This is a genomic window from Costertonia aggregata, from assembly GCF_013402795.1.
GTDB lineage: Bacteria > Bacteroidota > Bacteroidia > Flavobacteriales > Flavobacteriaceae > Costertonia > Costertonia aggregata.
Map to the genome: position 1 here is coordinate 3454104 of NZ_CP058595.1, position 25817 is coordinate 3479920.

General features: G+C 38.5%; 14 protein-coding genes and 1 pseudogene. 9 read left to right on the forward strand and 6 right to left on the reverse strand.

Going from position 1 to position 25817, the window contains the following annotated elements; translation table 11 throughout:
• Positions 1 to 624 precede the first annotated feature (624 nt).
• From HYG79_RS15890 to HYG79_RS15910, 5 genes are all read right to left on the reverse strand, one after another.
• The gene (locus HYG79_RS15890) at positions 625 to 1143 is read right to left on the reverse strand and encodes a hypothetical protein (protein ID WP_179243048.1); all 519 of its coding nucleotides are present in this window, start codon (positions 1141 to 1143) and stop codon (positions 625 to 627) included.
• A complete protein-coding gene (locus HYG79_RS15895) occupies positions 1130 to 2242 on the reverse strand; it encodes a hypothetical protein (RefSeq protein WP_179243049.1) in 1113 nt (370 codons plus the stop codon). The genes HYG79_RS15890 and HYG79_RS15895 overlap by 14 nt, the downstream gene beginning before the upstream one ends.
• 100 nt (positions 2243 to 2342) lie before the next feature.
• Entirely contained in the window at positions 2343 to 4577 is a 2235-nt protein-coding gene (locus tag HYG79_RS15900; protein WP_179243050.1) for a type II secretion system protein GspD, read from the reverse strand.
• A gap of 3 nt (positions 4578 to 4580) precedes the next feature.
• Positions 4581 to 5990, reverse strand: coding sequence for a GspE/PulE family protein (locus HYG79_RS15905; RefSeq protein WP_179243051.1), 1410 nt, complete (start codon positions 5988 to 5990; stop codon positions 4581 to 4583).
• Positions 5991 to 6475: 485 nt separating this feature from the next.
• A complete protein-coding gene (locus HYG79_RS15910) occupies positions 6476 to 6901 on the reverse strand; it encodes a general secretion pathway protein GspG (protein ID WP_179243052.1) in 426 nt (141 codons plus the stop codon).
• Positions 6902 to 7274: 373 nt separating this feature from the next.
• Here HYG79_RS15910 and HYG79_RS15915 point away from each other — a divergent pair, with 373 nt between their 5' ends.
• Genes HYG79_RS15915 through HYG79_RS15955 form a run of 9 tightly spaced genes read left to right on the forward strand, consistent with a single transcriptional unit; the run spans position 7275 to position 25232 of the window.
• On the forward strand, positions 7275 to 8420 hold the full coding sequence (locus tag HYG79_RS15915; RefSeq protein WP_179243053.1) for a hypothetical protein: 1146 nt from the start codon (positions 7275 to 7277) through the stop codon (positions 8418 to 8420).
• A gap of 50 nt (positions 8421 to 8470) precedes the next feature.
• Positions 8471 to 9559, forward strand: a complete 1089-nt coding sequence (locus tag HYG79_RS15920; RefSeq protein WP_179243054.1) for a fibronectin type III domain-containing protein — start codon at positions 8471 to 8473, stop codon at positions 9557 to 9559.
• 5 nt (positions 9560 to 9564) lie between these two features.
• Positions 9565 to 11184 (forward strand): fibronectin type III domain-containing protein, encoded by a 1620-nt coding sequence (locus HYG79_RS15925; RefSeq protein WP_179243055.1) that lies wholly within the window; start codon positions 9565 to 9567, stop codon positions 11182 to 11184.
• Positions 11168 to 11749, forward strand: a complete 582-nt coding sequence (locus tag HYG79_RS15930) for an OmpH family outer membrane protein (protein WP_228027890.1) — start codon at positions 11168 to 11170, stop codon at positions 11747 to 11749. The genes HYG79_RS15925 and HYG79_RS15930 overlap by 17 nt, the downstream gene beginning before the upstream one ends.
• 25 nt (positions 11750 to 11774) lie before the next feature.
• On the forward strand, positions 11775 to 12353 hold the full coding sequence (locus HYG79_RS15935; protein ID WP_179243056.1) for a hypothetical protein: 579 nt from the start codon (positions 11775 to 11777) through the stop codon (positions 12351 to 12353).
• A gap of 21 nt (positions 12354 to 12374) precedes the next feature.
• Positions 12375 to 17435, forward strand: a complete 5061-nt coding sequence (locus HYG79_RS15940) for an RHS repeat domain-containing protein (RefSeq protein WP_179243057.1) — start codon at positions 12375 to 12377, stop codon at positions 17433 to 17435.
• 24 nt (positions 17436 to 17459) lie between these two features.
• A complete protein-coding gene (locus HYG79_RS15945) occupies positions 17460 to 17924 on the forward strand; it encodes a hypothetical protein (RefSeq protein WP_179243058.1) in 465 nt (154 codons plus the stop codon).
• Positions 17925 to 17933: 9 nt separating this feature from the next.
• Entirely contained in the window at positions 17934 to 24749 is a 6816-nt protein-coding gene (locus HYG79_RS15950; RefSeq protein ID WP_179243059.1) for an Ig-like domain-containing protein, read from the forward strand.
• A gap of 9 nt (positions 24750 to 24758) precedes the next feature.
• Positions 24759 to 25232, forward strand: coding sequence for a hypothetical protein (locus HYG79_RS15955; RefSeq protein WP_179243060.1), 474 nt, complete (start codon positions 24759 to 24761; stop codon positions 25230 to 25232).
• Positions 25233 to 25295: 63 nt separating this feature from the next.
• Here the strand turns inward: HYG79_RS15955 and HYG79_RS15960 are convergent.
• Positions 25296 to 25622, reverse strand: a pseudogene (locus HYG79_RS15960) (helix-turn-helix domain-containing protein); the annotation flags it as partial.
• Positions 25623 to 25817 lie beyond the last annotated feature (195 nt).

A 25817-nucleotide genomic window follows, 5' to 3' on the forward strand; every position in this document is an offset into this window, starting at 1 on the left:
ATATAAAAAGCTTCACATTTGTGAAGCTTTTTTGCGGAGAAAGAGGAACTATCCAAATTCTCATTTTTATAGTTTTTATAGGGCTTAAATCAGCTCTCGAAATTTAGTGACACCGAATTCGCCCCTTTTTAACAAAAATTTAGGAGTTTTGTAGATTTTACCCCGTCTTTGAATTCAAATTGCCACAAATGAGCGTGAATTATATTTTTCCAAATGCCTTTTACGTATTTTATTCTAATATAACCTCAAACCCATATATCTATACCAATCGATAGCTGCCATTGTAACGGTTATTTTAAACACAATTCTTTTGTCTAAAATTCTTGATTAAGTTCGAGAATAATGGTTCGAAATGCTGGTATAAAGATGTTTTTTAAAACCTATAGTATTCGTCACTTTTGGTTTCTAGTGCTTAAGTAACGGGAACTTTTATAGAGTTAATACACGGATTAATTATAACCACTTAAGTATATCCAATGAATTTCGAAAACCATGTACCGTAAGAAGAAAATGTCCTTGTATTTTTTTAGTTCCTGATAGGAGAAGTGAATCAAAATTTTCAATTTTTTTAAAATGTAATATTGTAAGTGAATGCTACCAAATATAGATGACGCGACGATAATATCATTCTATACTCTGCAAAAAGACAGTAGCCGTTAAAAATTCTTTGCGAGTCCTATAGTTTTTCTTTTTCTCTAAATCAAGGTGCATTACCTCTCCAAAATTATTTTTATGTTCTATCTCGTATATTATTTTCAGAATCCCATCATAATTTCCTTCAAGTGTAAATGGAAAAGTTATTAATTTTCCTATGCTGTCACTAGATGATAAATGAGCGCTATTGAAATCCAATATTTTTATATTATTGATTTTGGATTCTAAATTTAGTATCCGTAATAAATCATTTTCAATAGAATTACTATTAAAATTCATGGCACCTAAAATCGAGTCCAAGTATTTTTCTTGTTTTGTTTGAGTGGATAATAGTTTAGGTATTTCCCCAACAAAATTTTCTTGTTCAACAAGTGCAAGATATTTTTTTCTCTCCTCCAAGGTTTTGGAAATGCCAAGACTGTAACTTAAAAAAAGTAGAAATAAAATGGCAACCAATAGAACCATGTTTTTTTGTTTACTGCTCATCATCCAAAACTATTTTAATTGAAAACAAGGAATTGTCTTTATTTTGATAATCAAAATCCAATGTCTCGACCTTACGTATCCAAGATTTGGTTTCTAGCTGTTCAATCCATATTGAAAATTCATTTGTATTGAATGAATTGCCCTCTATGATTATAATATTTTCCTCTACCTCAACTGGTTTGGAGTTTCTTAAAGGCTTTAATAACGGTTGATACTGTATTTGATGAATTAAAACAGAAGTTGGTACCGATTTACCGATGCCGTCCAAATAATAAGAAGATTTTGAATTTCCCGAAGATAAAATTGCATCTAACCTTTTTTGCTTTTCTACTACTCGCTCTGTTAATTCACTTAGGTTTTTTTTGTTGATTCCATTTATTTCGGTAAGCGTACGCAATTCCCCTACTTTTTGAAAATAATGATTGAAAAAGAAGAAATTCAAAAGTAAAATTGTCAAAACCAGACCTAGGGAAAGCTTAGAAACTACGTCAAAAAAGCGTTTGTTTTGGAACTCACTTTTGTAATATTCATTCAGTTCAGTTAGGTTGGAAAAGCCGATTCCTCCTTTTGAAATAAAGCTTAATATTCCGGAAAAACCTAAAAGAAAATCATTCTCTATCTCTAGGCCGTTTATTTCATAATGTACAGGCTCATTATGTTCAAATCGGGTAATTGAATTAATTGTTGCGCTATCAAATAAAAGCTCTGTGTTAGATGTTCTGACGATATCCCTTTCAATATGATTCTTTATGTTCACTAACGAACAGACGCCCAATGAAATATTCACTACGCTTATCTTTTTTGCAATAAGTTCTTTAAGCAACTCATTTACCTTGTCTTTTTTTATTATGGAAATGACCGTATGTTCACCAAAGCTAACCAGTTCGTAATAGAAATTTTCAAAATTGAAATTGGGAAAAGCCTTCTCAACCAAAGCTTTTGGATTGTTTTTGGATTTTGTCTTTAGGATCTTTGATAGAACATCATTTGTATTGAAAATGATGGTCGTAGGACAGTTTTTTTTACGTGTTTTAAAAAGATTATCCAAACTTTGGTACTCCTTTCTTTCTGATATTAAAAGTTCACCTTTCTTTCTTTCCATTGCCAGAAAAAAGTAGCTCCTTGTATGTGGGACATCGTTAACTTCGATACTCGTATAAAGGTTCCCTTCTTTTAAATATGTAACTATTGAATCAATCACATTAATAGATAACCGTAGGTTTAATAAGAATGGTCAATTTTTGTTTACTATCCTCTCTTTTTCTTTTGCTAAAAAGCCATTTAATAACAGGTACTCTCGCCAAAAAGGGTACTCCACTCCCGGAATCGTTCTTTATTTTTTCTTCCAAGCCGCCCAATACAGCCAAATCTTGATCTTGCATTCTAATGATGGAGCTGAACTCTCGTGAAGTCAATCCTGGCGGGGCATCGTCCTCGATTCGTTCACCGCTAAAATCAGATTGTATCACATTAATGTCCAAAGTTACCTGGCCGTTTCCCGAAACAAGAGGTTTGATGCTAACGGCCAACTGGGCATCTATCGGCTGGTAGTTCCTGACTTCCGATGTTGTTGGTATCTGTGAGCCAAAAAAGTTCTGGTTGGTTACTACATAATAGGTAGTCTCACCAATAGAAAGATTGGCCCTATGTCCATTTAGTGTGGACAATTTTGGAGTAGAACGAATCTTTAAATTCCCGTTTTCTTCCATTGCTTTGATAGTAGCGAAAAAGTTAGGCACTACCTTTCCAATGTTGAAAGACCCAAAACCATCAAATCCTCCAATGATTTTATTTACTGTATTGGCACCTAAGGTTAAATCGGTTTGCGGAAACACTCCCCCTTGCGTCGTTGTTGGAGTATCGGCGATTCCCCAACTAATGCCCGTTTCAACGGTAGCGGACTTTTTCACCTCAATCAACATGACCTCAATAAGAATAACGGGTACGGGTTTGTCTATTTCCTTTATAAAACTTTTGAATCTATTGATATTAGCGGCCGGACCACTTACCAAAAAACTATTTAGTTCAAAATCTATTTTTATATCTAAATCTGCTATAATATCATCTGGCAAAATACTGACCAATGCTTCTACATTGGTGTCATAATTATCAAAGGAACTGTATTGGGTGTTAATTCGTCTAGAACTATTTATACTTTGGTTATTGAAACCCTGATTGCTAAATCCCTGATTTCCTTGAATGCCACCTTGAATTCCGGATGTATTTCCCAAATAGTTTACATTACCACCTATTGTTCTACCCGCCATTCTGCTACCAACTCCACTCTGCGAAGGGTCGCCCAATAATTCTATTGAACGGTGCATCATTTGAATGACCTCTACTCTTCGTACACTTAATTGGTCAGTGAGACCAAAAAAGTATATACCATCTTCTTTTTTGTAAGTGAATGTTGCAGCAGCGTTTACCGAGGAGGTAGTATTACCAAAACCACTGTTCCCTCTATTTGATGAGCCATTGGTATTAGGCACTTGAGAATTGTTGCCATTAAATCTATTATCAATTGGCTCACTTTTTGTACTACTTTCAAATATTCGTTCCAATAGTGTGTCATAGTAAATTTCGTTCGCTTTGAAGGTAACGTTACCTGCTTGTTCCAAGGGAGTTGCCGTGTAAACGTCCAGATTAAGGTCTAAGCTTATTTCATTAATAATGGTAGCGATAGGTGTATTGACAAAATCGACTTTCAGGATACGATTGGTAGAGTCCAGTACTTCATATTTTAAATTGTCACGAAATATCCTATTACGTCCTGCTTGCCTCGGTGAGTTTTCAATATCTTTTTGATCAAATAAATAAAAACCGTCTCTTGATTTTGAAAAAACCAAATTGTTCACTTCGGCCAATTTTGCCAATCCTGTTTCCAAAGGCACGGCTTTTAGATATATATTTAGTGGTAATTGCTCCATACCACTACCGAACAAGAGATTTTGTCCGGTTATATCCATTATTTTCCGAAACACTTTTTCCAATCCATCCTGCTCAAGGTCCATCGAAATTAAATTCGCTGTAGGGTCGAAATTTATCTTGATTTCTTTTTCAATGATTTCTGGTGGCGGCGGATTGTATTTTTTAATCGATAAAATATTACCTGAAAAATTGATATCCAAGTTATATTCTTTACATAGAAACACTAGAAGATCAGCTACGGTAACATTGGAAAAATTATTGACAATATTGATGCCTTGCAAAGAGGGATCAACATTTATATTTACTTTATGAACTTGGGAAATGGCCAGTAAAAAATTTGATAAAGTGACATTGGTGACATTAACATCCAGTTTAAGGTTTTCTGTGAGCCCAGAATTTTCTACGGCAAGTAACTCCAGGTTGTTTTTAATATTTTGAATCCTGTTTTCTTCCTGTGTATAAAGAACAGAAGAAAAGGCAAAACAGGCAATCAATAGTATTTTTCTCATAGGTTAGTTGGTTAAAAGCGCATATACCTCATCAACAGAGGTAATGCCATCCTCTATCATTTGTAGGGCATTTTTTCGTAAGGTAACAATTTTATTTTGGTGCAGATATTCCTCGATATGGGTCACATTCTCGCGAATATATGTTACGAGCTCCCTTGTTATGGGAATAATCTCATATATGGCCTTTCGCCCTTTGTATCCCGTATGATAACATTTTGGACAACCTACTGCATTGTAATGGTGTGTAAGCGACTTGGGTTTTACAAAACTTTCTGGAAAAATATTATCCGCAACAGCTTCTTTCTTTTTACAATTTTCACAAAGCTTCCTAACAAGTCTCTGGGCCACGCTAACATTTAAAGTGGTGGCTATAAGGAAAGGGGGAATACCCATATCGACCAGACGGGAAATGGTAGACCATGCTGAATTGGTATGAATCGTTGACAGTACCAACCTTCCTATCAATGCCGTTCTAATCGCCATATTGGCCGTATCTATATCCCTTATTTCCCCGACCATTATTATATTTGGATCTTGGCGTAAAAAGGTTCGGAGTGCTTTGGAGAAATCAAATCCTATATTTTCTTTTACTTGCACTTGATTTACTCCTTCCAAGGTATACTCAATAGGGTCTTCTATTGTGTAGATATTGGTTTCAGGTGTATTTAAAAGTTGAAGAGTTGCATACAGGGTTGTCGTTTTCCCTGAACCTGTAGGTCCAGAAATCAAAATAATCCCGTTGGGTTTACGAATTGCTTCTTTATAAACCCTTAGCTCTTCTTCGGAAAAACCTAATTTTTCAATGTCTACGGCACCAACTTGTTTGGTCAAGATCCTGAGTACGATTTTTTCCCCAAACAGGGTAGGCAATGAAGAAACGCGTATATCAAATTCATCAATTTCGGATTTCATTGATATTCTGCCATCCTGTGGCAAGCGTTTTTCGGCAATATCCAAATCTGCTTTTATCTTGATTTTATTGATGATGACGGGATATTCGTTTTTCGGTATCACATATTGCTCAATCAATTTCCCATCCAATCTAAAACGTACCCGACAGAATTCCTCGTAAGGTTCAAAATGTATATCGCTACTTCCTATTTCTTTTGCCGTGTAAAGAATCTTTTCCAAAAAATCAGCTGTATATGTTAGGTTTTCTCTCGTATTATCGGATTGCCTATAATTAGCAGTGAGATAATTCTGTAATTTTTCAGGTTCGCAAAATTCCAATCGTATTCGACTATCCAGTATGATCTCTAGCTCAGAAGTCAGACCGCTCATATTCTTGGAATCGGTCAAAAAAATCAACTCACCCTCTATTAAACTTACGGGCACTATTCTATAATGAAAGGCCTGATTCGCAGTTATTGTTTGTCTAAGATCTAAATCAATGGTAAAAGTATCGGACAGCATATGCTATAGGTTGTAAAGGGACGGACTCTTATGTAATATTGAAAACATTATCACAAATATTAAAAATAAACTTTGATATCCTGCCAGCGGAACGGTTTTATAAACCATATTCTTCTTGAATATTAGAAAAGACAAAAGCGAAAAAAAAATTGAAAAAACAAATAGTATAATAAAGGTCAGTGTAGGAAAGCCAATACTAAACGCATAAAAGAAAAGCATGTCGCCCAAGCCAAAACTAATGTTCAAAAATTTCTGTTTTTTGATATATTTGGTGTAAGCAAAGAGTAAGAATACTATGGTAGAGACTATAAATAGGTTTAAAAAAACATATAATCCAAACACATGAGTATCTAAATATCTAAAGTGTATCAAACCTAATAGAATGGCTGCAATAGGAAATAAAAACCAATACACCGATCGTTGCTTAAAATCCTGATAACAAATACAACCCAAGCAAGATATAGCCGCTACTTGAAGGAATATGGTCAATCTTTTACAATTTGTTTGGGATTACCCGTCTCGTCTATCTCCCATACGTTAAAAACCCCATCCCCGTCAAAATCGGTTATGGCCTCGGCCCTTGCTTTGAACGTAGCATTGTCGGCACTTATTATTTGATATTGGTAGTTCGCCGTACCATCGTTCTTTACTGTTCTTGGGGCTTCAAAATCTATTTCTTCGATATTGTTGGAATATTTGCTGTACATAAATCTATGAGTGGTCTGTGCGTTGTAGATGGCCTTTAGCTGTACTTGTGCCTCAACGCTTTTCGCCTTCGCTATCAATGGCATAAGGTTGGGTAACGCCAATAAAAGAAGTATTCCTATTATCGCCAATACAATGAGTGTTTCCTGTAAGTTAATGGCTTTGAGGCGCTGTTTGGGCGACATTCGTAATTTATTCAGTATCATAATACTTTAAATATTTAGTCTAAAAATAGGATATTTCCTCTTTAATCCTAAAAAATAACCATAGCAAATCAATAGTAGCCACCGAATAGTGGGATTGATATTAATAGGGAGTCAATGTTAATTTAATGTTAAATTTTAAAAAAGGAACGAAAACCGTAAAAAAAGTACGGTTTTTTTTAACCTCGCCAATTTTTAAATAATATATTTTTATCTCGAGAACCAAACCAATATAATTGACCGACCAAATTACTCTTTCCGATTTTTGTTGTTTTTCAAGCATTAACGCAGAATTAATTTTGTTCAACTCCTGATTTCTAAATTTCAGGAGCAGGTTAGGTGTGTATTTGTTAAAGTTCTTTTAAAATTATTTAGAATGAACGTAAACCAAGCATCTGTGAAAACAAATTTTTTATGTTATTGTCTGTTTTTAACTTTATTCGCTTCAGCCCAAAACAACCTTTTAGACACATCATCATGGAATATTGGTAATGGTAGTGTTCCTGGATATTTTAAATTTGGAATAGACACCAAAAATATTAGAGAAATTGGCGACAATCCATTTGGCAATTCCACTTTGCTTTGGAAAGCACTTGCAGATGGAAACAGTATTCAGGACGGTGGATGGAATACCAATTATTTTGTAGTAGACCCATCAAAAAGCTTTCGTTTTACGACATGGGTCAAAAAAACAAATTCTAATGACGGTAATACTCTCTTTGGGTTTCACGCATTTACCACCAGCGAGACAGGAAGCAGTAGAAAATTAGATGGTACCCTACAGAATAGCCCCTATTTTTTTTGGGGGGATCTTCCAGAACTTAACAAATGGTACCTTTTAGTAGGCTATGCATATGGTCATGGGCATAGCGACTTAAATAACCAAGGAGGAATTTATGATACCAATGGCGTTAAAGTAGTAGGTCTCACTGATTTTAAGCTTTCTACAAGTACTCATTGGATCGTACACCGAAACTATCTTTATAACGATTCAAATCCCTCAGACACACAATTCTTTTATGGTCCGACTATTCATGAGATAAATGGCCAAGAACCTACTATAGAAGAATTAATCAGTCCCCACACAAATAGTCCCAATGAAACGCTATGGACCTCCAGCGGTTCAGATATAAACTATATTGACGGCAACGTTGGTATTGGCACAGAAAACCCTGGAGTATGGAAGTTAGCGGTGAATGGTAATATGAGGGCCAAAGAGATTAAAGTTGAAACGGGTTGGGCTGATTATGTATTCTCCAAAGAATATAATTTACCCACTTTAGAAGAGGTCAAAAAACATATTGAAGAAAAAGGACATCTCATCAATATCCCCTCAGCAAGGGATGTGGAGCAAAACGGTATACGGCTCGGTGAGATGAACAAACTACTTCTCGAAAAAATAGAAGAATTGACACTGTACACAATCCAACAAGAAGAAAAATTGGAACAAATAGGTCTTTTAAAAGAAAGAATAAAACATTTGGAAAAAATAATTTCCAAAAATTTTAACAAAGAGAAATGAGAAAGAATTGCTTTTTACTGATAATACCAATAATATATTTATTACCATTGATGCTTAAAGCTCAGAATACATATACGTACCGTCTTATCGACGCGAGGAACAATACTGTTGTAGTACCATCGTTTGATGGGAACATTACATGGAATCTAAACGATGCCGATGCATTAAATGTAGCCTCTAATTTGACTGCCAGTGGGGTAGCTTACAGAGTACGTTTTACTACTGTAGAACATAGCCAAACCGAAGGTGCCATTCCATATGCATATCGTGGGGACTTAAACGGGAATTACAGTTTAACGTACAGTTGGTCACCCGTAGTGGGTGATTTATCTTTTGTTGTTGAATATCTGGACGCTAACTTAAATCCGATAACAACGGATAGTTTTACCATAACTTTTATACAAACTGTGACCGACACACAACCTCCATCGGCTCCTCTTTTGGCTAGCGATGTAAAAACCGATACAACGGTAGGTCTAAGTTGGAGCGGTGCGACGGACGATACAGCGGTAACGGGTTACAAGGTATATACCAACGGTGGTCTTTCAAGCACTTTGGGAAACGTCAGTTCGTATGAAGCTACGGGCCTTACAGCTGCGACCACGTACACTTTTGTCATTAAGGCTTTGGATGCGGCGGGTAACGAAAGCCCCAACAGCAACACCATCAGCGTCACCACGGATTCATCTCAAGGAGGGGGCGGACCGTCAGGTAGCGGAAACTGGACGCTGAACGGCTCGAACCTATACTATGGCGATGGAAATATTGGAATTGGCACAGATGACCCCGGCACTTGGAAATTGGCCGTAAACGGTAACGTTCGGGCAAAAGAGGTAAAAGTTGAGACCGGCTGGTCGGATTATGTATTCTATAAGGACTATCCCTTGCCCACTCTGGAAGAGGTGGAGAAGCATATCAAGGAAAAAGGCCATCTCATAAATATCCCTTCCGCAAAGGAAGTGGAGCAAAACGGTATCCGGCTCGGTGAGATGAACAAACTGCTTCTCGAAAAGATAGAGGAGTTGACGCTTTACACAATAAAACAAGAACAAAAAATTAAATTCCAAACATTGGAAATAGAATTTTTAAAATCTCTTGAAAATAGGATAATACAACTTGAAAATGCAATTTTTAAATAATAAGCATGCTTAAAAAAATACCAAAAATAAGTTTTTCGAAATGTGGAGCAATTTGTTTTTTTATAAGCTTCATAAGCTTACATTCTATACATGCGAAAAAACCAAATCCTGATGTCCCGAACCTAGTTTTTCTAGACCCAGACTATCAGGCAATATTAGATGAGGCGATAGTCCAAGGATATGGTTTACCTGGTGTCACCGATCAAGATATTCAAAACCAAATCGTAATTAGTTGCAAAGCCAACGGTATTTGGGACAAGGCAGATGTGATTTTTTATTTCAAAGGAAGCGGGAGCAAAAACTTTAAACTTATCAATTGGAAAAATCCTTCTGGGCCTAAGGCTATTGAGGTAGGTTTTGGCGGAAACCTTACTTGGTCATCTACTGGAGTAAAGGGGGATGGTAAGGCCATAATAAATACTAATTTTAATTTGTCTTCTGGGACAAATCGGTATAGACAAAACAATGCCGGTTTTTATGCGTATATATCTCAAGAACATACTACAAAATTTGGATTTGCCGGAAATAATTCCAACAGTACCGCGAGCTTTAATATTTTATTAAGAAACGTATGGCAACGTCAACAAATTAATACAGATGGAAGCCTGCCCCCCGTATTTGATTTTTCAGGAACGGGATTACTTGGTGCCTCAAGAAATAATTCGTCATCATTTATAGCATCTATTGGTGAGGCCACAACACTGCTTACCCATGCGTCCGGTATATCGGGAACCTTAGATTTTACCTTGTTAGGTTATGGTTCAAATTTGAGCTCAAATTTCACTCGTTTTGATGGGGAAATATCTTATGTTTTAATTGGAGAAGATATGTCTGATAAATTAAATCAAATCGAAGCTACATTTTCTATTTCTACTCCAAGTGGCAATAATGCTGACACACAACCTCCATCGGCTCCTCTTTTGGCTAGCGATGTAAAAACCGATACAACGGTAGGTCTAAGTTGGAGCGGTGCGACGGACGATACAGCGGTAACGGGTTACAAGGTATATACCAACGGTGGTCTTTCAAGCACTTTGGGAAACGTCAGTTCGTATGAAGCTACGGGCCTTACAGCTGCGACCACGTACACTTTTGTCATTAAGGCTTTGGATGCGGCGGGTAACGAAAGCCCCAACAGCAACACCATCAGCGTCACCACGGATTCATCTCAAGGAGGGGGCGGACCGTCAGGTAGCGGAAACTGGACGCTGAACGGCTCGAACCTATACTATGGCGATGGAAATATTGGAATTGGCACAGATGACCCCGGCACTTGGAAATTGGCCGTAAACGGTAACGTTCGGGCAAAAGAGGTAAAAGTTGAGACCGGCTGGTCGGATTATGTATTCTATAAGGACTATCCCTTGCCCACTCTGGAAGAGGTGGAGAAGCATATCAAGGAAAAAGGCCATCTCATAAATATCCCTTCCGCAAAGGAAGTGGAGCAAAACGGTATCCGGCTCGGTGAGATGAACAAACTGCTTCTCGAAAAGATAGAGGAATTGACCTTATATGTAATTTCTCAAAAAAAAGAATTGAAAACACAGCGTGAGATTAACAAATATCTTGAACAAAGATTAGTGAAAATAGAAAGGCGAATAGAACTTAATGAAAACCAAAACTAAACCGAAAACCGAACTATCCAAAATCAATTATATGAACAAACTAGCCCTACCTATTGCTATCATAGCACTTATAGCGAGTATTTCATCCTTTTTTGTATTAAACTCCAAATCCGATCTGGTCTATGTAGATGTAAATAAGCTTATAGAAGGTTATAAAAGAACCAAAGTAGAGCGTGATGCTTTCAGCAAAAAGGCAGATGTATTGAAAGCCAATGTAGACAGTTTGATAACCAATTGGCAAAATGAACTCAAAAACTACGAAAAGGAACGTTCTAGCATGAGCAAGAAAGAATTAGGGCTCAAACAGGAGCTTCTTGGCAATAAACAACAGCAATTAAATAATTATCAGCAAGCTATTCAGAAACAAATTCAAGAAGAGGACAAAAAAATGACCCAAACCGTAGTAAACGACATCAATGGTTATGTAAAGGAGTATGGTAAGCAAAACGGATACAGAGTAATTTTTGGAGCAGGGGGTAATGGTAACATCATGTATGCAGAAGATGGTGCAGACTTAACTAATGAGGTATTGACCGGGTTGAATAAGCAATATGAAGGAAAGTAGGTTAACACTCTTATTGTTATGTATTATGCATCTGCTATTGTCTGCGTGTTCTCAAAAAACATTTGACGACAAAGAAGAGATGATGGCATATATATCAAATCCCAAAAATGGATATACTATTCAAAAATCTGTTAATGGGGTAGATTTTTCAGTAGCATACAGGCCGACCGATTTATTGGTTTTACAGGAAGTAGGAGATACTGCCAATAAGAACACATGGGACAGTCTAAAAAGAAAATATGAGGACTATTTATATCTGAATGTTTCTATTTCAAAAAACGACAAAGAGCTGCTCAGTAATATCTCGACCAGCAGAACTGACTTTGGAGCAATGGTAAGTCAACTTGCCTTTGGTATGGGGGAAAAGGTACATCTGTACAATGAGCAAAAAGATACCATAGGACTTTTGGATTATGTTTATCCAAGAGTATATGGTATGGGAGGTGCAACCAATATGCTATTTGTATATCCCCGCAATAAAAAAGTTATGGAAAGTAATTATGTACAATTTACAATTGAGGATATTGGATTATCAACGGGAGAAGTTGGCTTCCAAATACCTATCAAAAAAATAATTGATGAACCTAAACTTAATTTAAAGTAAAATTTAATGTACAATCAAACTATGATAAAAACAAAATTTTCACACAAGGTGATGTCAATTTTTCTAACATTCACCTTCTTGCCTAGTCTTTTGCCAATAAACTATATCTATGCTTCCAATAATGGACCTACCGCACCAGAAGCTGCAAGTTTTGAGCCAGTAGATGCTCCAGATATGGTGAATCTTGCAACAGGAGATTTAAGTTATGTTTTACCCTTGTTAAATGTTCCATCACCTGAGGGTGGATATCCTCTGGCATTATCTTATCATGCAGGTATCGGGGTAGATCAAGAAGCTTCTTGGGTTGGTTTGGGTTGGAATTTAAACCCTGGCGCGATCAACAGAAATGTTTCCGGTGTTCCTGACGATTGGTTGGGAAAGAAAAAATATAGTATGATGTATAATGACATTGGGGTTGCTAAAAGTATTTCTCTTACAGGTGGGCTTGATTATGGAGCGATTAGTTTTGCAGCTTCTTTGAATTATTCTTCTTATAAAGCTACTGGAGGTGAAACTGCGCATGATTTTGGCGTTGGCGTTTCAGCAAGTTTTTTTGGTAATGGGAATAATAGTGGTTTAGGCGTAGGTAGTTATCTAGGCACGAATGGGTTTGGTATAAATGCGGGATATTTAATGAAGGATGGTGCCGGAGGCAATGCAGGGGTTGGGCTAAGTACATTTCAAAGCTTTAACGGTGAGGGGTTTAGTATTGGTGCCTATTCCTCAATAGGTGGGGCTAGTGCTAGCATTAATCTAAGCTCACGTGGTCCTTCTGCTTCAATCAATGGTTTGGGAAGGAATATATCATTAGCTGGGGGCGATAATTTGAACAGTGTCGTACACCAACAGAAATCTTCTTTTTATTTGAATTTTTTTGTAGGTAGTTTCTCTTACGGAAAAACCAATTACTGGGCGTTTGATGCAAATTATTCCTCATACAATGGTTCCTTGTATGCGGGTAAGGTTAATGAAACCTATCAAAACACGGTTGATCCGTTAAAGTTTGGGATTGACGCTTATGAGGCAACATATGATGCTGATAGGACAGATCAATATAGAGATGTAAATTTTTCTTTCATAAGTTATGATAAGTATAACATAAATGCTCAAGGTATTGGAGGAAGCATCTCACCCAAATTATTAGAAAATGGGGCATTGATAATGCCAATAAAAACTTTGAGAACTAGAACAAGTTTAAGCGGGGCATATCAAACACCATCTACGAACATTACCTATTTAAAACCTCAGGCCAATTCAAGGAATTTTTCCAAAAGTCTAGATCAAAAAGACGTTCATTTTTATTTCGATAACGAGTATTCATCATATTTGGATATTAGTTCAGGAAATTGGTCAGTACCATTTAATTCCAACACTTATGATGATTTAACAAATATTTCTCTTATAAGTAAAACGTTTACAGACAATAAAGAATTAAACGGTGAATTGTTTGATTCGTACAATGAGGCAAATGGAAGACTTAAAAAAGGTAATTACATAGAAACGTTCACAAACGAAGAAATCAACGAATCGCCTTCGAAAATAATCCAACCGGAAGCTACAGGTTTTAGTAGGACAAATCAATTTGTTCCGAAAAAAGGTATTGGTGCATTTAGGGTTACGGCATTAGATGGTAAGACATATCACTATTCGTTACCCGTTTATCACAAAGAACAATTTAGCAGAGCTTCAAATGTAGAAGATGATAGTGAAGATAAGTTTTTCGAACAACAACAATTTGAGCCCTATGCCACTCATTGGCTATTAACCGCTGTTACTGGTTCAGATTATTTTGACAAAAACCAAAACAATCGTGTAGATAAAGGTGATTTTGGATACTGGACAAGCTTTGAATATGGTAAATGGAGCGATGGTTTTGCCTGGCGATCCCCAAAGAATGGCACTCAATCCAATGGTATAATAAACTCTTACTCATGGGGAATTAAAGAGGTATATTATTTAGATAAGATTAAAACAAGGACGCATACGGCTTTGTTTATTAAAGAGTTAAGGGAAGACAACAGAAGCTATTCAGGCAGAATTTCAGATGGTAATAACCCTAAACATTATAAACTCCCATTTGAAAGAGGAATCTTGCAAAGTACAGATGGCAACTATTATTCACAAGGTACTCATCTTGATATTCCAGTGTATAGTTATCCTCCCTGGAATTTTCATTCAATCTCAGATTTTTGGATATATGCAGATTTAGCGGAGCAAAAGTCATTGAGGCTGAATAAAATAATACTCTTAAAGAACGAAGATGCTGAAAATGTTCAAAAACATAATTCGATTGACACCAGTTCAATATATGCAGGAAGGACTTTTTCCGATGCAAAAATCTCTTTAATTGAAACGGCTTCAGGTAGATTCATAAAAGATGAGGAGAGTGCTGTTAACGAAGACCACACCTGGTATGGGGAATTTTATGATTATGTGCTAAACAACCAAGATTTGGATTTGACTACCTTGATAGATAAGTCTATTAAAACTGTTGATTTTAATTATGACGAAAACTATCCTTTAAGCAGATACGTATCCAACCCAAAGGGCAAATTGACTTTAAATTCAGTAAGATTTATCGGAAAGCAAGGTACCCAATTAATACCACCATACAAGTTCCAATATTATTCACCAAGCACAACATTTACAGAAAATGATATTGATGATTGGGGATATTTTAAAAACAATGCTATGATGTGGAGCTTGAACAAAATAACGAACCCATTAGGTGGGGCATTGGAAATAATCTATGAAAACGATAGGTATGTAAACGAATACGCTAGCCCCACTACATTTTTTGATAGCGGTTTGGAATTTAAATACAGAGGCACAATTTTAGGCCCTAAAACTGTTAGCTTTAGAAATGATGCCGATGTTGACGCAAAATACCACGTTGATTTTACCGAATATTTTACAGCTGGTCAACTAGCAGAAATTGATGTTCAATTTTGGCATTTTACCCAGACCAATAGTAATTGGATTGCGGATGTGGCTGCAAGTTGCATCGTTCAAGAAGTTTCTAATAATCTGATTATATTTTCACTCCCTAATAACACTAATCAAAGTTGGGGTAGAGAATTTTCTAATTGTAAGAAAAAAGACTGGATATATTGGGACGGTGAATATAACCATGTTGTTGATTTGACCGCAGGTTGGTCAAAAAGAAACAATTATAATTCTTGTGAACGACCTGAAGAAAGAACCAATAGATCAAGGTATCAGTTGTTAGCTCAAAAAGAACCTTTAAGTAATTCTTTTGGTGGAGGGGTAAGGGTAAAAGAGCTAAAAGTTAAAGGAGACTCACATACAACTAAAACCAGCTATAGTTATAAAAATTCTGATGGTGAGGAAACTGGGGTGACTTCCTATGCGGTTTCCAAAAGAGAACGCATTGTGCCATATATTACTGAATTACCAAGTCCAATGGTACTATACCAAAACGTTACAACTGAAAGAAGAGATACTAATGATAACAGCTTATTCAAGAAAATATATCACTTTGAAGTTCCAAAGCCAATACAGTACTTGCCGAACGGTGTACTTGTAGAAAACGTGTTGGAGGTACAGCTCGAACAAAACGATACCTATTACGACATATCAGTAAATAATGAAGACGTAGATGTTGTTTTGTCAAAATTCAAATTACTTGACTACTCTGCAAATGTTGGAAGATTGAAAAGCACAGAAGAGTATAATCCTGAAGGGCAGCTTGTTCGAAAAATAAAAAATTCTTACTTACCTAAAGATTATAATCATGACCAAGGTATTTTAAAAGAAACATTCAGTTCCTATAAACTATTAAGAGACTCCCCGCTAAAAGATAAATTTTTTATGACATCGTCCAGCAAGACAAAAGTACCAAATATATTATCAAAAATTAGTATTGTCTCTAATGGTTTTACAAAAGAGCAAGAAACAAAAGGTTATGACTTCTTTACAGGTCAGGTAAAAGAATCTTCCTCTTTGCTAAGTGATGGAAGACTTTTTAAAACTAAGCATACACCTGCTTATGAAATATATGCGAAGATGGGCAGCAAAGTGGATAACCCCTCAAATTCAAATATGCTTGTTCAGAGGGCTTTGAGTGTTTCAGAAATACAAAAAGACGGATTATGGCATAAAATTAGTTCAAACATAAAAACATGGAAACCTGAAGAGTATCGATATACAACTTACGTTGGAGATCCTATTAATACCGTGCCTTTAACACAATATAAGGATATATGGCGCGCAAGTAAGAATTATGTATGGAATGGAAATACCGATACAAACGGATTTTTTACTACGTATTCCGGTGAAGATGATGGTTTTGATTGGATTACTGATAATAATTCTGATTCTGAATGGAAACTGATTTCGGAGATTTCACGGTATAGTGCATTTTCTATTCCTTTGGAAATTCTGGATGTAAATAGAAATAAAATCTCCACAAAAATAGGCTATAACGATACAAAAACCATATCTACCTGTAATGCAGGTTACCAAGAATCCTTTTACTCCGGAGCGGAAGATCTCGACGTAAATGTTTTCGGAGGCCATGTTCAATTGGGCTCAGCAATCACTAGTAATACGAATAAACATACAGGAAATTATTCCCTGCGAATTGCTTCAGGGGAAACCGGATATGTTGTAAATGTTGAAGAAGGTAGAAAAGACGACTATAAAGTCTCTCTCTGGGCAAAATTTGACGGCCATCAATATGTGCGCTTAAATGTTGGTGGAACCTTAGTATCTCCTAATTCAGATGAGATAGTAAGAGCAGGTGATTGGGCACAACTCAACTTCTACTTTAAAATCAACGGAACACAAACGGTAAGCGTAACCAGTTCAGGAGGGGTGGCTTTTGTTGACGATTTTAGACTGCACCCTGTAGCCTCCACTATGACCTCCTACGTTTACAATCAGTGGGATGAACTTACGGATATTTTAGGGGGTAATAATCTTGGAACACATTACGAATACGATCAGGCAGGTAGATTGATCAGAACATTCACCGAAGTAGTCGATTTTAATGGTGATGCCTCAGGCGGCTTTAAAAAAGTAAGCGAGAATAGATATAGTTACAAAACTGGTACGAACTAGCCATCAACATTTTAAACTATAAAAATGAAATACTCAATACATAAAATCTCAAAATTGTTTACGGTAATTTGCTTTACTGTCGTCATATTTAACCCTATTTATGGACAAAGCAATTCTCAGGAAAATCTTTTAGTTGGGGTCTGGTCCTTTTCAGAAGCCCCTTCCATTGATAAAATGGATCAAGATATTAAAGATGATTTAGCCGTTTCAACTCAGTTACAAGAGCATATAACAGCTTTTTATAGCGGGAGACAACTAATGTTTACGAACGAAGGTGCCTTTTCGATCTTGCTAGGTACAGGTCAGCGTTTAGATGGGCAATGGAGTCTCAATACTGGTACGTTAACAATGTTGGATACCAGTGGCGTCACCACTACCTATCAAATTGGAGGTTTAGATGCCACAAATCTTGTACTAATTGCCCCAACAAGTAACGATCTTGCTAGTCGTACACTTTTTCCAGAATTGTATTTTATAAAAAGTCAATAAGAAATTATTATGAAAGACCGACCAATATCATTGCAAATCATTTTAATAGTAATATCTTTTTTAACGTGTGCAAGTGTATTTGCACAAGGTAGTATTTCTGGCCCCAGTAGCACTGATGTAGGGGATACGGAAAATTATTTTGCATCTTATAGCGGACCTGGAAGTGTAATTAATACACAATGGTATGTTTCCAATGTTTCCTACACAGTAGTTTCTGGACAAAGCAGTCAAAATGCGAGTATAAAATTTAATTCGGTTGGATCGGGCATTGTTAGGGCGACAGTGTTAAATAGTTCTTTCAGTTCCACCTATTTAACTAAGAATGTAACAGTAAATGGTTCTGTGGTCGGTCAAGTAAGTATAACCTCTGGGCTAACTTCCCGTTGCAAAGGAGGCGGAACTTCAGATTATAATGCAAGTGCATCTAATGCGAATAGTTATGCATGGACAATTACCCCTTCGGGAGCTGGTTCAATAAGTAGCTCTGGTCTAGTAAGTTGGAATAGCAGTTTTTCTGGTGTGGCAACCGTTCAAGTCACTGCATATGGTAATAATAATAGTAGTAGTACAGCACAAAGAAATGTAACCGTAACTGCATTACCATCCTTATCCGTAAATGACGCTAGCAATAGCTGTTCCTCATCAAGCATAACCCTTAGTGCAATTAGTCCGAGCATAAGCTCAAACGATACCAACATTGAGCACAGGTGGTACACCAGTGCTACGGGAAGCGGTTATATTACAGGAACAAAGGACCCGAACGCACCGATTTATATTACGCAGGTAACCGTGACGGGACAGAATAAGGATTATTGGGTTAGTGCCCGATACAATAACTGCGAGACTGCGCGACAGAAGGTTTCCGCAAGCTATACCGCCAATACTACCCCCACTCTAAGTGTTTTTAATATAACGGGCGAACAGTGCGGGCCCTCCGCCACCTTCAACCTGAATGCGGGCGGTGGAAGTTCCGGGAGTGTTTACCAATGGTATGAAACCCCTGGGGGAACCATCCCTATCCATACCGGGTCCAACTTTGCCCCCACCTTGAGCACCTATGGGGAAAAGACGTACTATGTAGGCGGAACTTTGAAAAACGCCTTAGGATGTACGTTCAATATTTCCCTACAAAACAGATTGCCCATTACCATAAAGGTAAATCGGTTGCCTGGTAGCGCAATCGCTAACGATCCTTTACCAAGATACTGTGCCGGAAACTTCACCCTCCGAGCAAATCCTGGAACTAACGGAAACACCGTACGCTGGTACAGTTCACCAACCGGTGGTCAAATTTTGGGCACTGGGACGACATTCAGTACAGGCTCGCTTGGCAGTGGAACGTATTCCTACTATGCGGAATCCTATAACAGCACAACGTATTGTGTCGCCGATAGTAGGACAAAGGTAACAGCAATTGTGAACGAAGGTGATATTCCCTTATCCGTAAATGACGCTAGCAATAGCTGTTCCTCATCAAGCATAACCCTTAGTGCAATTAGTCCGAGCATAAGCTCAAACGATACCAACATTGAGCACAGGTGGTACACCAGTGCTACGGGAAGCGGTTATATTACAGGAACAAAGGACCCGAACGCACCGATTTATATTACGCAGGTAACCGTGACGGGACAGAATAAGGATTATTGGGTTAGTGCCCGATACAATAACTGCGAGACTGCGCGACAGAAGGTTTCCGCAAGCTATACCGCCAATACTACCCCCACTCTAAGTGTTTTTAATATAACGGGCGAACAGTGCGGGCCCTCCGCCACCTTCAACCTGAATGCGGGCGGTGGAAGTTCCGGGAGTGTTTACCAATGGTATGAAACCCCTGGGGGAACCATCCCTATCCATACCGGGTCCAACTTTGCCCCCACCTTGAGCACCTATGGGGAAAAGACGTACTATGTAGGCGGAACTTTGAAAAACGCCTTAGGATGTACGTTCAATATTTCCCTACAAAACAGATTGCCCATTACCATAAAGGTAAATCGGTTGCCTGGTAGCGCAATCGCTAACGATCCTTTACCAAGATACTGTGCCGGAAACTTCACCCTCCGAGCAAATCCTGGAACTAACGGAAACACCGTACGCTGGTACAGTTCACCAACCGGTGGTCAAATTTTGGGCACTGGGACGACATTCAGTACAGGCTCGCTTGGCAGTGGAACGTATTCCTACTATGCGGAATCCTATAACAGCACAACGTATTGTGTCGCCGATAGTAGGACAAAGGTAACAGCAATTGTGAACGAAGGTGATATTTCCTTAGACGTAAATGACGCTAGCAATAGCTGTTTTTCCTCGGATATTGTCCTGAGCGCAATCAGTTTCGATGTTAATGCAGATGACCCAAACATACAGCATCGCTGGTATACCACTGAAACAGGGAATACATACGTCACAGGTACGAAAGAACCCAACGCCCCGATATTTATAACCCAAGTAACGGTTCCTGGACAGAATAAGGATTATTGGGTAAGTGCACTTTACGGTGCTTGCGAGACGACAAGGCAAAAGGTTTCCGCTACTTATACCGCTAATGTTACTCCTTCTTTGAGCCTATATAATGCATTTAACGAGCAAGATCAATGTGGTTCAAACACAACCATGCAATTATATGCAGGTGGAGGCAGTACTGGGAGCATTTATAGATGGTTCAATACGCCAAGTGGTGTAACGCCTATATATGAAGGTTCTAATTTCTCTCCTACAGTAAATTATCAAAATACGAATAACGGCCAAGTTACCTATTACGTCCGTGCTACTTTAAAAAACAGTCTTGGTTGTTCATTCAATACGCAGGATCAAATTACTATCACTTTAGATCCACCTATGGCAACAAGTATACTTTGGTATCCGGATTCTGATGGTGATACTATGGGAGATGTTTACGGAACACCATATTATGGATGCACCGCCCCAGATTATGGAGATGGGATTAATTGGGTGACCAATAACAATGATTTGTGTCCGTATGATTTTGGTACGGTTCAAAATAATGGCTGTCCTCCAGGTCAGGAGCCAGAAAACAGAAATACCATCACTACCTGGGCCTATGATTTGAACGGACAAGTCAAAGCTTCCAGTAAGTCCTATTTTGACGAACTTGGCAAGATGGAACAGACGCAAGCTTGGGACGTAAAATCGGATTCTATTTGGGCTTCAGCCACTTTATATGACGAATATGGCAGGCTATCGCTACAAACACTTTCCGCACCCATTCGTGAAGGACTGGTATATCAATATAAAGACAATTTAATCTTAAAAGAGGATAATAACGGCAATTATGATTTAACCGATTATGATGGGAGCAATAGGGAAACCCCTAATCCTGTTGGGGATGCGCCAACTACTTTAGGCTGGTACTATAGCGAAAACAACAGTAGGGAGCCCTATCAGGATATTACGCAATATCCATTTACGAAAAGTGTATATAGCGACCTTAATCCGGGTACGGTACTGCGTTCCGTTGGGGGCAACAAAATCAATGGGAAATGGCCACAGGCATATGCATTTACCATGAAAGCCTCTAGGGAACTCTCCCAAGTACCGGCCTTTGGCGAGATTAAATACAACACTATGGAAATCACCAAAACGGTTACACGGGATGTGCATGGCGTAGAAAACGTAGTGTTTATGGATACGGATGGCAAAGTCCTTGCAGCTGCCCGTAGCGGTAGTGAGGGTATTACCTCTCCACAAATGAGTGTAAGTATCCCCGAGCAAGGTTTTGTGGACATACATGTACCCGAGGGCATCATTGGCTTTACCGTAAGCAATAGCGGTGCCGTATCCGTTTATGATTTAATAACGGAAGACCCTATATACACATCCACCTCGGGATTGGGCAATGGTTTCTACAGGGTGGCGGTCAATAATTTAGGCAGTTATGTACCAGAAAGTATTAGCGTGAGCTATAGTATAAATTACTATGATTACAGTTTGAACGAATATGACGAAGCGAACCGTTTGATTACCTCATACCAACCTTTGGGAGTCACTAAGGCAACAAAATTAAAATCTTCTTATGAATATAATACAGTGGGGCAACTGCTGTATACCACAAGTCCGGATGAGGGCGAAGCATGGTTCAAGTACAGGGAAGATGGTCAAATACGCTTCTCACAGAACAGCAAGCAGCGGCTGGAAGCTACTCCCGCAGAGTTTTCCTATACCAATTATGATACCTACGGCAGACCGGTTGAGAGCGGTGTATTCATAGAAGGTTCTGTTACATTTACCAATGCGGACAATCTGTTGGAAAATACGTTGGATGATATCACAGCGGATAATGACGGTCTTCCAAATACCAATTGTAAGGAACAGACCTTTACCCTATATGACCAACAGGATACCGCAGGTTTACATGCGGCCTTAACGGCATCGGGAATAGCGTCCGGTTATTATACCGTACAGAAATTTGTGAATGGCAATGTAAGTAAAACTTTTACCGTAGATGCAGATGTAGCCACAACCTCTTGGTACAGTTATGATGTATATGGTAGGGTAGACTGGGTGGTGCAGCAGATAGCAGGTTTGGGTGCCAAGACCATAGACTATACCTATGACCCCATCACCGGGCAAGTGCTGCGGGTAGACTATCAAAAGGATACGCCTTCTGAACGTTTTGTGCATAGATATACCTACAATGAGAGCGATCAACTGGTAAAAGTGGAGACCGCAACGGACGGCATTGATTTTACTACCCATGCGGACTACACTTATTACGAAACAGGAGCCATGAAAAGAACAGAGCTGGCCGGTGGTGTACAAGGTATAGATTATGTATACAATTTGGCGGGGCAATTAAAAAGTCTAAACCACCCTAGCTTGCAAAACACCAATGACCCTGGGGGCGATGCCAATGACCTTTTTGGTATGCAGTTGGATTACCACAATAATGACTACCAAAGAACCAGCAGGACCAATATAACGCCACAGGCTTACGGACAGAACCAGCTCAACGGCAATATTAAAGGGATGCGTTGGAAAAACAATGCCGTTCCCGGAGCCACCGGAGAATTAATGTACGCCTATGATTATGACCGGAACAATTGGCTAGAAAGTGCGGATTTTGATGGTACCGGAACCTTGGCAAACGGAGTCCAAGCCGATGAGACTTCCAATACGGTTGTACAAAGCGGGCAAACTTTGGATATTGAGGCTACCAATAGTATTACCCTGTTACCGGATTTTCATGCCCAAACCGGTAGTACGGTAAACCTTACCATAGTAGCAGATTCTGGAAGTGGTACGGCCATTTCCAGCGGAGACTATGACGTTTCCAATATTACTTATGATGCCAATGGGAATATATTAAGTCTGAGGCGAAATAAGAATACAATAAATAACAGCAACGGTATGGACGACCTTGCCTATAGCTATAAAAATGGTACCAACCAATTGTTACAGGTACAGGATGCAGAGGGCGATGCTCCAAATGCGGATGACATTGACACCCAAACGGAGACAGCAAACTATGACTACAATGCTATTGGGCAACTTATAGAAAACAAGGCGGAAGGCATTACCTATGAATACAACACCGCTGGTCTGGTGACCCGTATTAAAAAAAATGGCTTATCTTTAATTACGTTCTTTTACAATGATAGAAATCACAGGGTACGTAAAGATACCTATGCCGGTAACGGTGTTGAAGTGGTGCAGACCACCCACTATGTTAGAGATGTTGCAGGCAGTGTTATGGGTATTTACACCAATAATGTCTTAAATGAACAGCCTGTTTACGGCGCCAACCGTTTGGCCGTGTTCTACAGGCAAAGCAATACCAGCGTTTATGAACTTACAGACCATTTGGGCAACGTAAGGGCGGGATTTGCGAAAGCCGGTAATACTGCGGACACCCGTTCCGGAACGGACTACTATCCCTTTGGGATGGCGATGCCCGGGCGTAGTCTGACCGGGAGCTACCGCTATACCTTCCAAGGTCAAGAAAAAGATCCCGAGACGGGCAAGGAGGCGTTTGAACTACGGTTGTGGGACTCTCGAATAGGAAGGTGGCTCACTACGGATCCCTATGGACAATATGCAAGCCCTTATCTAGGTATGGGGAATAATCCTATCTCTTTAATCGATAGGGATGGTGGATTCGCTGACTGTCCAGATTGTCCGGGAGGGACATATGAAAATGGAACCGAACATATAGGAAGCGATGGTCAAACCTATATTTATGATAATTTTTTTGGTGGTTGGTCGGACGGTGCCAATGTAAATATTACAGCCACTCAAAATGTAGGTAAAGCACAAAGTTACGCATTGGCCACAACCTTAATGGCCAGAGCTACTGTTACTGCTGAAGGAGCTGCTCTGTTCGATGGACCTTCGCCTTTGGGCGATATGTCAGGTGGAGTTGCTTGGGGCCTTACTGCTCTGACCGCAGCCGCTATTGTACTTCCCGAAGTTTTCGAGGATGATTATACATACACAGCTACACCAGATAATGGAGGTTATCTAACTTTATATAGAGGGGTAGCAGCTAATCATCCAGATTATACTAACGCATTGAATGGGATAGCTACACCAAGAGCACTTATGCCAGTAGGGCATAATTCACCTGATGCACACAATGGTGGGAATACATTAAGTATTTTTACAAGTTGGACTCTTTCTAGAAGTGTTGCCGATTACCATGCAACTAAAGCGCATCCATATTTAGGAGTTGTTCTAGTTAAAAGGTTTAGGTTGACCCAAACTGTACCTTCGCCAGATAATTTTTCTGAATTGGAAATGCTCGTGCCTGGGGTGGTTAAAGGTGCGCAAGTAACAAAACCTCTTGGATTTGGGACAAGAACCGCATACTAAAAAGAGTTTATGGATAAAAATATAGTTGAAAAATATCAGAATTTATTAAACAGACATTCTCACTTGCGATATGCAAAGGAGTGCCTAGAAGTACTGATGAAAGAAGTGATAATTCATGAAGACACCGTTGTGAATAAATCGGTTTTAAAAGAAAATTACTACCATCGCAGTAAAATCCAAAAAGATGTAACGAAAGTGCCAGCAATTGAGGGGATGGCTTTTCTATTGGAAGAAACCGAAAGTATAGTGTCCCATACAATAAGAGTAATCAATATAATCGGAAAGTCAGAAACATTTATGCTTCATGTTGATGACGATGCAAATAACCTGATTGCAATACTAAAAAACAGCACTATGAATTTGAGCAAGAAGTATAAACAAATAGAGGACTATAAAAACAACTCCATAGTTTTAAGCATGAATCTACACATTTATAAAAAAGGTAAATTCTTCGATTTTATTAAGAATAATAGAGGGCTTTAAAAATTCATAAGATTGACCCAAAGATGCAAAGTTTGCATTTAGATAAGAAATAAAAAGCCACAGTTAATAGCTGTGGTTTTTTATGCGTAAAAATTTAGGGTGCGAGGCCTTTTTAGCATTGGTATCGCGCAGCACGGTATCGATGAGGCGAAAGAGCATGTTGCATGTCTCTTGGTCAAGGTTGTGGATGTCCCGTAGGCGTTTGACGGTCTTTTTGTCGAAAAAGGCATTTACCCCCTCGCCGACGAGATAATCAAGGGAAACATCGAAAACATCGGCAATGTTCTTTGCCGTACCAACGGACGGCACGGCCTCGTTACGCTCGTATTTACCAATGGCCTCACGGGAAGCATCAATCTGTTTGGCGAGTTCGCCCTGCGACCACCCTTTCTGTTTACGTAGTTAACCCAACAAATATAACACAATCAAATATCTATCTTTATGATAAAAGGGATAGGTTGGATAAATATTTCGGTGTAATAAAACAAATGGATTAGCAAAAATAATTGTAAAAAACATATCTTCATTCGCTATTGGCGACGATTATTTTTAATTCTTTAGGATATAGATTTTTAGAGAAGGTAA

Coding starts and splice junctions, on each gene's coding strand:
- HYG79_RS15940 (WP_179243057.1), top strand. CDS start 12,375: ATGATAAAAACAAAATTTTCACACAAGGTGATGTCAATTTTTCTAACA.
- HYG79_RS15950 (WP_179243059.1), top strand. CDS start 17,934: ATGAAAGACCGACCAATATCATTGCAAATCATTTTAATAGTAATATCT.
- HYG79_RS15900 (WP_179243050.1), bottom strand. CDS start 4,577: ATGAGAAAAATACTATTGATTGCCTGTTTTGCCTTTTCTTCTGTTCTT.
- HYG79_RS15930 (WP_228027890.1), top strand. CDS start 11,168: ATGAAAACCAAAACTAAACCGAAAACCGAACTATCCAAAATCAATTAT.
- HYG79_RS15905 (WP_179243051.1), bottom strand. CDS start 5,990: ATGCTGTCCGATACTTTTACCATTGATTTAGATCTTAGACAAACAATA.
- HYG79_RS15920 (WP_179243054.1), top strand. CDS start 8,471: ATGCTTAAAGCTCAGAATACATATACGTACCGTCTTATCGACGCGAGG.
- HYG79_RS15910 (WP_179243052.1), bottom strand. CDS start 6,901: ATGATACTGAATAAATTACGAATGTCGCCCAAACAGCGCCTCAAAGCC.
- HYG79_RS15895 (WP_179243049.1), bottom strand. CDS start 2,242: ATGGAAAGAAAGAAAGGTGAACTTTTAATATCAGAAAGAAAGGAGTAC.
- HYG79_RS15955 (WP_179243060.1), top strand. CDS start 24,759: ATGGATAAAAATATAGTTGAAAAATATCAGAATTTATTAAACAGACAT.
- HYG79_RS15890 (WP_179243048.1), bottom strand. CDS start 1,143: ATGATGAGCAGTAAACAAAAAAACATGGTTCTATTGGTTGCCATTTTA.
- HYG79_RS15945 (WP_179243058.1), top strand. CDS start 17,460: ATGAAATACTCAATACATAAAATCTCAAAATTGTTTACGGTAATTTGC.
- HYG79_RS15935 (WP_179243056.1), top strand. CDS start 11,775: ATGCATCTGCTATTGTCTGCGTGTTCTCAAAAAACATTTGACGACAAA.
- HYG79_RS15915 (WP_179243053.1), top strand. CDS start 7,275: ATGAACGTAAACCAAGCATCTGTGAAAACAAATTTTTTATGTTATTGT.
- HYG79_RS15925 (WP_179243055.1), top strand. CDS start 9,565: ATGCTTAAAAAAATACCAAAAATAAGTTTTTCGAAATGTGGAGCAATT.